Raw genomic sequence first — 12,146 nt, 5'->3', positions numbered from 1 at the left:
CGGTACCACTTGTTGGACCTGTTACCAAAGTGAACACTTCCGTTCCGGCTGGACCGTCTAAGTTCAAGTCATTGGTAGATACATCGCCTCCTACTGGTAGGTTCTTAAAGGTATCGTTGATGTCGTCAATGGCTAATATGCAATTGCTTAATATATTTACAGCAACTTGATTCGTGCAATTATTGGCATCTAAGACAGTGATAGTATGGTTACCTGCTGTTAAATTATTGAATGTTCCGGAAGATTGATATGCACCGCCGTCAACACTATATAAGTAAGGCACAGTTCCACCACTCGCTTGAACGGTTACAGAACCCAATCCACTACAAACTGCATTAGTTTGAGATGTAATTGCTAAAGTAAGACCAGTACCAGGCTGCAAAACTGTAGCACTCTTTGTAGCAGTACAACCATTGGCATCGGTAATGTTTACAGTATAAGTACCCGCAGCTAAATTGATAAGATCTTCAGATGTAGCACCAGTATTCCATGAGAAGGAGTAAGGAGCTGTTCCACCTGTGACTGTTAAATCTAATGCACCTGAATTATTACCAAAACATCTAACGTGAGTAATGGCTATTCCAGAAGTCAACACATTAGGCTCATTAACAGTAGTAGAAGCATTAACAGTACATAATGTAACTGTATCGGTAACAACAACAGAATATGTTCCGGCAATTAATCCCGAGATAGTTGTTGTAGTTTGACCTCCAGGAGACCATAGGTAAGTAAATGATCCCGATCCTCCAGTTACTGAAACACTTGCGGTACCATTGCTATTTCCATTACACGTTACAGATGTTGAAGATGCACTTGCTGCCAATCCTCTACAAGTTCCAGGATTCACAGTTGTAGTTGCCATTGCAGTACAACCATTTGCGTCAGTAACAGTAACTGTATAAACACCTGCACCTAATCCTGTAATAACTCTGGTGGTTTGTCCACCTGGACTCCAGCTATAAGCATAAGGCGGAGTACCGCCTATTGGATTTGCAGTTGCTGTTCCGTCATTAGTATTGGGTCCGCTTTCATCTGTTGAAGTCGCGGATACCGAAAGAACGGTTGCTGGTTCAGTTATCGTAACGCTTTGCTCTTCAGGTTGACAAACTGTACCATCGATAGTTACACTAACAGTGTAAATACCTGAAACAAGGTTATTAATAGTACTAGTTGTAACACCAGCATATACTTGAGGCGGAGTTGTATCCCATGTGAATGTAAATAATGCCGCAGGATTAGCCGCCGAAGAGGCACTAACTGTAGCAGTACCACTATTATCACCAGCACAAAGCACATTCGTTACTTGATCTACTGTAATAATCGCATCACAGGTGTTATCACAAATAATAACCACACCTTGTACAAGTTCACAACCATTAGTATCTGTTATAGTAACGCTATGTGAACCTGCAGGAAGATTGGTTGCCGTTGCTGTAGTTTGATTGCCTGCACTTGCACTCCATAAATATGTATAAGGCGCAACTCCTCCAGAAGGACTGGCAGTAGCTTGACCATTGTTACAACCTTGTCCGGTTGTTGCATTTTCTTTGGTAATAATTACACTAATAGGATTCGATGGCTCACTTACTGTAATTGAAGTTTGAGTAAGTGTACATCCATTAGCGTCTGTTACAGTAACACTGTAAACACCAGCAGGGATACTAGATAAATCTTGAGTTGTAGCACCATTGCTCCAATTATAATGGTAAGGCACAGTACCACCGGCAACAGTAATATCAATTGCCCCAGTATTTCTGCCATAACAAAGTACATCTTGTACAGTATATGTGAGCGATAAAGCTGCAGTTGGCTGTAGCACTGTTGCACTATTTGTTGTTGTACAGCCGTTTGTATCAGTAATTGTTACTGAGTAAGTACCAGCCGCTAAATTGAATAAATCTTCAGTTGTTGCACCATTATTCCATAAGAAAGAATATGGCTGGGTTCCCCCGGCAACAGTTAGATCTAATGATCCGTTATTACCCCCAAAACAAGATACGCTCGTAATTGCAATACCAGAACTTAGTACGTTGGGTTGGTTAACTGTAGTTGAAGCATTTACCGTACATAATGTTGTTTGATCGGTAACAGTAACTGTATATGTTCCTGCACTTAATCCTGTAATTGTTTGGGTAGTTGCTCCCCCTGGGCTCCATAAGTAATTGAATGGTCCTACTCCGTTACTCACAGAAACTGTTGCCGTACCATTACTATTTCCATTACACGATACTCCAGTTGAAGAAGCATTCGCACTTAAACCTTGACAACTTCCTGGGTTAACAGTTGTAGAAGCCACCGCTGTACAACCTTTTGAATCCGTTACGGTAACGGTATATACACCAGCACTCAAACCTGTAATAACCCGAGTAGTTTGACCTCCGGGGCTCCAGCTATATGAATATGGTGGTGTTCCACCTGAAGCGTTCGCTGTAGCAGTTCCATCTCCCGTATTAGGACCACTTTCATCTGTAGATGTAGCGGTTACATTTAATCCGTTTGAAGGCTCGTTTATTGTTACACTTTGTTCTACAGGGAGACAAACTGTCCCATCAATGGTTACACTTACGGTATAAACACCTGCAGCTAAATTATTAATTGTACTAGAAGTTACGCCGGCATCAATTCGTGGCGGAACTGTATTCCATGTAAATGTGAATAGTGCTGCAGGATTGGCAACCGAACTCGCCGAAACTCTTGCAACACCAGTGTTATCACCTTTACAAGATACGTGAGTAACAAAGTCTACTGCAATTACAGCATCACAATCATTAATACAATCAATTACAACCCCTTGATTTACTGGACATCCGTTAGAGTCTGTTACAGTAACTGTATGTGTGCCTGAAGGAAGGCTAGTAGCAGTTGCGGTTGTTTGACTACCAGCACTAGCACTCCACTGGTACGTATAAGGCGGAATTCCTCCAGTAGGAGTAGCCGTAGCCCGACCATTCGCACAGGCACCAGAAGTAGTGGCATTTTGTTTAGTTATTTGAATAACTATGTTATCAGGCTGGGTTAATGTAACCGAAAGCGATTTAGTATTTCCAATAGAATCTATAACCTCAACTACATATACTCCAGCAACAAGATTGTTGAATGTTGGACTAGATTGATATGTACCTCCGTTTAATCTGAATTGATATGGCGGAACTCCATCGGTAGCTTGTACAGTAATAGCTCCTGTATTACTTCCGAAACACGTGATATCTGTCTTACTTACTAAATTAAGTGCTAAATCTGAAAAACAGTTAGCATCTACATTTACACCACCTGCAATTATCCACGATTGACCATTTACAGTCTGACCGTTTTGATTATTTCTTGTATCTACAGTAACAGTTACCTGCGTTGCAGTTCCTGGAACATTATCTAATAATAGTTTAGGTATTGCCAAACAGCAAGTGCCTCCTGGCAAACTTGCATCAGGACCATATAAAATTACTTGATTAGTTACTCCTCCAGCTTCAGCTCTAAGAAGAAGATAACGTCCATCGTTTGTAAGTTCTGAAATAGGTGTTTCTAAAACTATATCACGTGGCCCACTAAAAGTAGGTATGTTGATTGTAAAAGTCCTAACATCGTTAAGCCCACTTATGTCAGGAAAAACACCTGAATTAGCAGCCGCGTCTGAGACGTTTCTAAATGCATACACCATCATTGACTGAAGGTCGCATCTATTATTATTATTTGTATATGTTACTGTATTCGTACTGCCAGAAAACAATCCTCTATACGCCCAAATATTACTACTTCCGCCAATTGGCGTTCTTCTAACTAATGTATGCGGGTTTCCACTACCATCAGTTACTTGTATTGTCTGACCCGGATTTGAACCTTTATATACTATTTCTACTATATATTCATATACATTACCTGGGTTTGGAATTGTAGCTGTTGTAGTTGTATTACAATTGGCATTATATCCATATTCATCAACAGTTTTATTATCACCACAGACAAATGACCAACCGTTCACATCTTCAGGTCCATCAACAAAATCATTTCCACAGGTTGATTTTAAATTTATAACTCGAGTAATCAAGTTATCATTGGCACCATCAACATCGGAAACAGAAATATATCCATTCGGATCAGTTTCGCGAACTTGATATGTTACATCAACAAGAGCTTGGGCAATTTCCGCTACTCCTTTATAATGACCAGTATTATCTGTTTGAATTGTTTGTGAGCTTCCGTCAGATCCAGTTATACCAACATTTACGTTAACTAAAGGATTTCCATCTACATCTTTTACACTACCACAAATAACAGGATACGTAATCAATACAGATTCAGGTTGTGGGTAATTAGCATTACTCATATTCAATGAATAATATCTATCGCTATCTCCACCCGTTTTACCAATTCTATATGATAAGGAGCTTTTATTTTCGAAATAGTTACTATATGTCCATCTTGCATCCAAAGAAACATCACCACCCGGCGCGGTCTCAGTAGTTATTGCTTCTCCTCGAATAATATTTCCAATTCTACTAATATTAATTTTTCTATTAGCAGCTAAAAAGTATGCATCTGGCAAACTTATTTCGGCATATTCTCGTGTATTACTACCATCACCATCTATATCTAGCGGCGTAGCATAATACGAAATTACCACCAGATCGCTAGGGTTATTATAAGTACCCCCAGACCGAACAAATTTTATATTAAAGAGTACACTCTGATCATTATTATTAGTACTATTTATTCTTGGTTGAAATGCCTCCGGCAAACCAGAAGAAGTTACATCCATTTCTAAAAGGGAAGCTCCTCCTGTAAATTCTTCAATTCTTACTAAACCATCAATGTTTGGAAAAATATTTGCGAATTTATAAATAGCACCAACTTGAAGTGCACTACCACTTATTAATTGTGGGTTTCTAAAATTCCCTCCATCATAAAAAGGAGCACAAGTACAATCTCTAGGAGTTGGTACTATTGGTTGCTCAATAATTCTAATATTGAATGTTAAAAAAGAAGTTCTTCCACAAGCATCGGTAACTTTAACTTTAATAAGGCATCCATTAGATAAGCCACCTGCAGTAAAAATTGGATTGGAAATTGTTGAATTATTGAAACTGCCTGATGGGCAAGTTGTAGACCATTGATAAGTAACAGCAGTATTTGAAACTACGTTAAGATTAAACTGAATAGTTTGTCCAGTTTCCACCACTGAAGGAATAACAGTAGTATTAGTAATCTGTGGCGCTTTTTCAGCAGGAGACTCTAGTGCAAAATTGAAAAATATACGTTGCGCAGCTACGTTCTCAGCTACCGAACCATTTTTTAGTTCGTGACCTCCTTCATATAAAACCATACCTCTGGCCGACTGACCAAAAGCTCTACCATAAGCAACAAGAGCTGCCTTCCCAGGAGACTTGCCTTCTAGAACATCTCTTTGATTAGGATCCCAAGCCCCAACTTTCGTGGTGCTTCTCCAACCTCCAGTTGGGTAAGGCAAATATATTTGCTCAGAACCACCATCGTGCGCTTTATCTGTTCTACCCATAAATTGCATGATAGGATCAGTAGGAAAATCATTTAGGTAAGGATAAATACCAGAAGCATCCCTATGTTCGCCATGCTCAATAAGTCCATAACCATCAAAAGGTCCTGGATATACTGTAGGGCTTTTTGCCAAAAAGTTAGTTCTTATATTTGGATTTGTAGGATCCACATCGCGTTCCAAGTTTGAAACAGCTTGACATCCTGCCCAAATCCAACCAGAATTCCCGCCATTGGCAAGAGATTCATTCCAATCTAATAATGGGTTTCCAAAACCTGCCCAATCTGGATCATCATGCGGTATAATGAATAAATCACTACATGAATTTAAACTTAATGGAGTTCCAATTGTATATGCAGAAGTAAGAATTCCTGCATTCTCCATATAAGCTTCGGCAATCTTGGCGTTTTTCTGATTAATAATCCACCTTACATTATATGTCAATTCTCTGTGTAAAGGCACATCTACACTTGTTAGTGTAGTATAGGTAACAACACCTCTACTTCTCCAAAGATTTATTTCTGTTTGAACCGTACTGGTAATATTTTCTTTTGAAATAATAAAAGTACCTCCTTTAAAACTTCTACCATCAACTGTAAAATCTACCCCATCCTTACTTTTAGCAGGATTGATAGACCAAATTACTGGCGTTTGAAATGTATTAAGTAAAGAAACTACTAAACCGTAAGGCTTTAATCCATTATTAAAAGTTTGAGGCGTAACACCCATATCTATAACAACAGATCCAACAGGAACAGTTATAGTTCCCGCCATACTAGCCGAATTTTCTGGAATGTAGCCAACTTCCTCTGCTGTGGAAGGTCCAATTTGAGCAGTCTCAAGACTGCGCAGCAATTCTGGCTCTAAGTAATATCCTTTATATTCTATATGGCTAGATTTAAAACCAGATGCTAACATCAAGATCGAAAAGAAAAACAACAGAGGGGCAACTATTGTCTTAATTTTTCTTGCGCTAATTCGAAGAGAAGTAATTCTATTCATACCTATTTATTTTTTATTACAATATGGCGTCATGAGATGATAAAGCCCATAATCAAGACCAAATGTACGGAATAATAATGTTTACTTATTTGCGTTATAACACATTATAGGTTAAGTGCAGAAAAATTTCGTTGAACTACAAGATTAGGGCTAATAACAAGCATTCTAAGCCCTTCACAAAAGGTCAAAATCGACTAATTTTTAAATTTTTCAGACCATTTTTATAGCTTTTTTGCCTGTTTTAAGTCACTAAAATTCATCTTCAAATTCCTGATATTATTTTTAATAAATTTAGAAATAAAAACACTTTATTTAAGAAATAAACTTAAAAATGGTTTTCATTTTAATAGAATTTACACTGTAAAAACTTTGTAAAAACCCATATCTTTGGCGCAAATTGTATTAGTCTATATGTCTATTAAAAGTGAAATAAAACGAAGAAGAACATTTGGGGTTATTGCACACCCAGATGCCGGAAAAACAACGCTTACTGAAAAATTGCTGCTTTTTGGTGGCGCAATTCAAGAAGCCGGCGCAGTAAAAAATAATAAAGTGAAAAAAGGCGCTACCAGCGACTTTATGGAAATTGAACGCCAACGTGGAATTTCAGTAGCTACTTCGGTTTTAGCTTTTGAATATGAAGGCATTAAAATAAATATTCTAGACACACCCGGTCACAAGGATTTTGCGGAAGATACTTTTAGAACGCTAACTGCCGTAGATAGCGTAATAGTGGTGATTGACGTTGCAAAAGGTGTGGAAGAGCAAACTGAAAAACTTGTTGAAGTTTGTAGAATGCGCAACATACCTATTATTATATTTATCAATAAACTAGACCGCGAAGGTCGCGATGCTTTCGATTTGCTCGACGAGATTGAACAAAAGCTGCAACTGCGCGTTACACCACTGAGTTTTCCTATCGGGATGGGGTACGATTTTAAGGGTATATATAATGTATGGGAAAAAAATATAAACCTTTTTAGCGGCGATAGCCGAAAAGATATTGAAGAAACCATCGAGATCGAAGACCTAAGCAGTCCCGAACTCGATAAGCTTGTTGGCGAAAAAGCCGCTAATACGCTAAGGGAAGAACTGGAGCTTGTGCACGAGGTTTACCCAGACTTCAATCAAGAGGAATATTTAGTAGGAAAATTACAACCGGTATTTTTTGGCTCTGCACTTAATAATTTTGGCGTACGCGAGTTGCTAGATTGTTTTGTTGAAATTGCCCCTTCCCCACGCCCTAAAGAAAGCAATACGCGTTTGGTGAAACCCGATGAAAAAGATTTTTCTGGTTTCGTGTTTAAAATTCACGCTAATATGGACCCAAAGCACCGTGACCGCCTTGCTTTTGTGAAAATTGTTTCCGGTGTTTTTGAACGAAATTCGCCCTATCTGCACGTTCGCAATGGCAAAAAAATAAAATTCAGCAGTCCCAACGCTTTCTTTGCCGAAAAGAAACAAATAGTAGACATCTCCTACCCTGGCGATATTGTAGGTCTTCACGACACGGGAAACTTTAAAATTGGCGATACACTTACTGAAGGTGAAGAAATGCACTATAAAGGCATCCCAAGTTTTTCACCAGAACATTTTAAATACGTGAACAACGCAGACCCAATGAAGAGCAAGCAGCTTGAAAAAGGGATTGACCAATTAATGGACGAAGGTGTGGCGCAACTCTTTACTTTAGAATTGAATGGTCGCAAAGTTATAGGTACCGTTGGCGCGCTTCAGTTTGAAGTAATACAATACAGACTAGAACACGAATACGGCGCTAAATGTAGTTACGAAAACCTAAACGTACACAAAGCTTGCTGGGTAGAAGCCAAAGACCCAAAAAGCGCTGAGTTTGCAGATTTTAAAAGAGTGAAGGCGAAGTTTTTAGCAAAAGACAAACGCGGCCAACTGGTTTTCTTTGCAGATTCATCATTCACCCTACAAATGACACAATCTAAATACCCGAATGTGAAATTTCATTTTGTGAGTGAGTTTGAAAAGAGTAAGAACGTGTAATTAGTTTAAATTTAATTTGTCAATTACAACCATTAAAAAATCCAGCGGTCGAGCTGGATTTTTTAATGAATATTTGAATTTAAATTATATTCTTCAAAAGGAATTAATAACGTTGAAGAATTTGCACCATATTTAAGGTTCCTGAACCAAAAGTTGCTCTCCATCCTTTATCATTTTTAAGAGCTGAATGGATATATCCTTTCAGTTTTATTGTATAAGCTGTATTAGCTAATAAAGGAATATATGCCTGTCCATTTATAAAATATGAGCCAGCAAAACTATCTGTACCTCCAGAGAAGTTCTCGCCACTTAATGCATATCTTAAACTTGTATTTGAATTCACTTCAAAAAAAGCACCATACAATTGAGATTCGTGTTGATTTTCCGGACCTTTAGTTGGATCCTCAGTCTGATTTACATAAACGCCTAACTGATATGACACATCTAATAAAATGTCTTGAGTCGGTGTTATTGTATAAATATACAAACTTGGACTTATAACTTCTTTATCATGTTCATTCTTCAAGGCAGAAATAATCTGAAAACTTACCGCACTTGTATTCACTACCAAAGCATCATTGGGAGATCGCGCACCCTTAACTAACAATTCGCCATTAGTATCGGCATAAACGGTTGCAGGAAATTTAAAACCACTATTCTCTGCTAGGTTCAAATCCTTAATGCGTACCGCCCCATCCCGGCGTATGTTGAATTTAACATCAGCATTTTCTGAAATCTGAAACCCAGTTGTGCCATCACCAACAGCTGAAATAAGATATGGAACAGCTATTGAAGAAGATGAGGCTGGGGATAATTTAATATCGGCAGGACCAGTAGTACTTTGTACACTCAACTCTATTTTATCAGTTCCTGTACGTTTACCTATTATGTGTACTTCACTTGTAGGGCTATCGGTTCCAACACCCACATAACCACTTTCGGTTATAACAACTTTAGTACCCGCAGCATCCGCTTGTTTGGCTTTTATTAAATTTTGATTACCCACATTTGTTCCTTTCTCCCATTCGCTTGTTAGTCCAATCCATTTAGAAGTAGCAGAATCCCAATAGTAAAAACCTTTACTTCTTAAAGTTGTGTCCATATCTAAATATACCAACATGCCATCTTGATCAGCCGTTGGAGTACTTGTTGGAAAGACACTTATTCTAGGTATTAATATACCATCTGTTATTGCGGGAGTTGCTTTGCTGCTAGCTGTAATATCCAGCGAAGATTTTGGGTCTACATTATTAATACCCACTTGGGCTATTAAGCTAACGCTTAGCAAATTAAAATACAAAAACAGTATTAAATATTTCATATCGATGAAGATTAAATTCCGCACAAATATCTATATATATTTGAATAACTATCTTAATGTTTTAGTTAATTTTCAGCACTTTTAGCGCAGCTACACGACGATATACATTTATATAAGATTAAGTAATCATTTTCAACCAAAAACGGAGATTGTTTATGTTCATGATATTAAGTTTCTATTGATATTGCTTTCCTTTTATATGTTTATCGATTAATTATACCACTTCATCGAATAATGTTAAAATATATTTTAGCTTTTTGTAGGAAAGCCGAATAGTATTATAATTCTCTAAGCCATACAATAGAACGGTTTGTCGAATTTTATGAGGTTTAATCGATTTTATTCACAAAATCAAGCCTGTTTATTCCTACAACATTCAAAAAATTACTGGAATACTATTTTTATAGAAGCCTTGCCCCCCTTGTGAGAAATTCATACTATTATACATTTGTATATTATTCAAACAGAAATTTAGGCATCATGAAAATACAACTTCTATTACTATTATTAATAATTCCCACAATCGCTTTTGCACAAGTTGGTGTAAATACCACAACACCCACGGAAACATTAGATGTTGAAGGAACAGTGCGAATTAGAAGTATAAATAATACTGCAAGAGTACAAACTACCAAAATAATCGGGACTAATGCTAACGGTGTCCTTCAAGAAGTAATTGTAGATAACAATCTAATTTTAAGCAATAACAGACTGAGCGCCAAAGTAAAATATGACTATAGTTTTGGGGAACTTCGTCTCACCGAAAAAACCCAAGAACCTTTAAACCTTTTAATTAACCCTACCACTAATCCCGCGCAAGCTAATGCTGAATTTTCTATTATTAAAATATACAATTCAAATGGAGATGGCAAAACTGAAGTTAAAGGAATTGACCCAGGCTATAATGGCCAAAGTATATGGCTTTATCCACAAGACAATGACCTTGACATTAAGGAAAATCACAACGTATTAAAAAATGGTGTAATGAAGGCTAAACAATGGGAAATGATACACCTTGTTTATGATTATGCGATATCAAAATGGGTAATTATGAATCATGAAGGCTAATACTCCCATTTGGCTAAAACAAAAAAATGCCTTGCTAACCGCAGGGCATTTTTTATATAAACGAATTAATTTAATAATACATAGCACTTACATATTAGTTGTCCCAATCTCCAAAACGCACACTACATAAAGCCTCTAAAACTGCATTACTTCCAAAATCAGCACCGAACAAATGTACATTGCACGCTCCCGCATCTAGGGAGTTTTTGCTGTTAGGCAGCCACTGGCCGTTCAACAACTAACATAAGCCGAAATAACAGTAGTCATACTCTTCTCCTAATTAATTTATAATTTTAAGCGTGAGATATATTCCTATCCTTGCGAAAACTATAAACCCGCTAATCAATCTTCAGAAATTTAGAGACCCAAAGTAGCAATATTAATATGAGGTAAACTTGCCTATACAGCAGCATACGCTAACATTTGCGCACAAATAATATTACAATGATTTTATGATAAAGTCAATAATTAACACTCTTTAACGTCGAAATATGCATTTTGTGGATATTTTATGTCTTTTATCCAATTATAAATTGTAACTTTGAACAGTTATTTTTAGAATAGCTTTTATTTAATCGATTTTCATCACCTCAAAATCTTAAAAAAATGAACCTACAACTTATATTTTTGCTATTGATAATACCATCAATTGCTTTCGCCCAAGTGGGTATAGGCACAACAGATCCTCAGGAAACATTGCACGTTAACGGAACTATGCGCGTTTCTAATACATCACCATCAGTTACTTCAACTAAAGTAAGTGGCTTAGACGCGAACGGAACCGTGCGGCAAGTTTCAGTTGGATCAAATTTAGTTTTATCTAATAATGTTCTAAGCGTCCAAGTAAAATACGACCATAGCTTTGGGTCTGTGAGTTTCACTTCCAAAACACAGAACAACGTGGATTTATTATTAGAACCTGGCCAAGCCAACGACGGAAAAACCATTATTAGAATATATAATACTGGTGACACCGAATTTACCGGTGTAAAAGCAGGATATGATGGTCAAAGTATTTGGGTTTATCCACAAAATTCAAAGTTTGCCTTTAAAACAAACAACAATAATTCATTACTAGCAAACCGGATTGAAGACAATGTAAAACCATCTGGAGAACAATATTGTATGATCAATATTGTATATGATGCCACTAGGGCAAAATGGATTATTATGCAAAACCACGGGGGTTAAAATCTCCAACATTACCACTATACAAAAGAGACTGTCAACACT

The 12,146-nt window shown here is 37.3% G+C and carries 5 protein-coding genes; 3 read left to right on the top strand and 2 right to left on the bottom strand.

Features of this window, described 5'->3' with window-relative positions; genetic code table 11:
- The coding region (locus AC3RVG_RS11470; RefSeq protein WP_489691594.1) for a beta strand repeat-containing protein at positions 1-6,508 on the bottom strand (6,508 nt) is incomplete at its 3' end.
- Positions 6,509-6,919: 411 nt separating this feature from the next.
- Here AC3RVG_RS11470 and AC3RVG_RS11465 point away from each other — a divergent pair.
- The gene (locus AC3RVG_RS11465) at positions 6,920-8,524 is read left to right on the top strand and encodes a peptide chain release factor 3 (protein ID WP_489691606.1); all 1,605 of its coding nucleotides are present in this window, start codon (positions 6,920-6,922) and stop codon (positions 8,522-8,524) included.
- Between the two features lie 103 nt (positions 8,525-8,627).
- Here the strand turns inward: AC3RVG_RS11465 and AC3RVG_RS11460 are convergent, their stop codons facing one another.
- Positions 8,628-9,869, bottom strand: a complete 1,242-nt coding sequence (locus AC3RVG_RS11460; protein WP_489691593.1) for a hypothetical protein — start codon at positions 9,867-9,869, stop codon at positions 8,628-8,630.
- Positions 9,870-10,325: 456 nt separating this feature from the next.
- Between AC3RVG_RS11460 and AC3RVG_RS11455 the strand changes: the two genes are divergently transcribed.
- Together AC3RVG_RS11455 and AC3RVG_RS11450 are read left to right on the top strand one after the other, a co-directional pair.
- Positions 10,326-10,913 (top strand): hypothetical protein, encoded by a 588-nt coding sequence (locus tag AC3RVG_RS11455; RefSeq protein ID WP_489691592.1) that lies wholly within the window; start codon positions 10,326-10,328, stop codon positions 10,911-10,913.
- A gap of 606 nt (positions 10,914-11,519) precedes the next feature.
- Positions 11,520-12,104, top strand: coding sequence for a hypothetical protein (locus tag AC3RVG_RS11450; protein ID WP_489691591.1), 585 nt, complete (start codon positions 11,520-11,522; stop codon positions 12,102-12,104).
- The last annotated feature ends 42 nt before the right edge of the window (positions 12,105-12,146 follow it).

This window comes from Aequorivita sp. IT1282 (genome assembly GCF_058068205.1).
Note: the sequence above shows the minus strand (reverse complement) of the source record. Positions and strands in the feature narration are given on the sequence as shown.